General features: G+C 51.4%; 1 protein-coding gene. It reads left to right on the forward strand.

Annotated features, from left to right (window positions below; genetic code table 11):
- The coding region (locus H6B10_RS19225) for a DUF3846 domain-containing protein (protein WP_204652562.1) at positions 1-218 on the forward strand (218 nt) is incomplete at both ends.

Genomic DNA, 218 nt, shown 5'->3' on the forward strand with positions numbered 1-218 from the left:
GAAAACGTCTGCCTTGTCCTCAATGATGAAGGGAAGGTCATCCCACTGCAGCCGAACCGGGGTTTGTCCGAAATCGATGATGTGGTGTACGGCACCTTTTTCCTTTGCGGTGAGCATGGAAAGCAAATGATTGCATCGGGCATGTCACAGATGATCTCCAGCTCCCGGAATCGTGCGAGATACCGCTCCACCTGTTCATTGGTCAGGCTGCAAAAATT

The sequence above is a fragment of the Gemmiger formicilis genome, from assembly GCF_016901605.1.
In the GTDB taxonomy this organism is placed as follows: Bacteria; Bacillota; Clostridia; order Oscillospirales; family Ruminococcaceae; genus Gemmiger; species Gemmiger formicilis_B.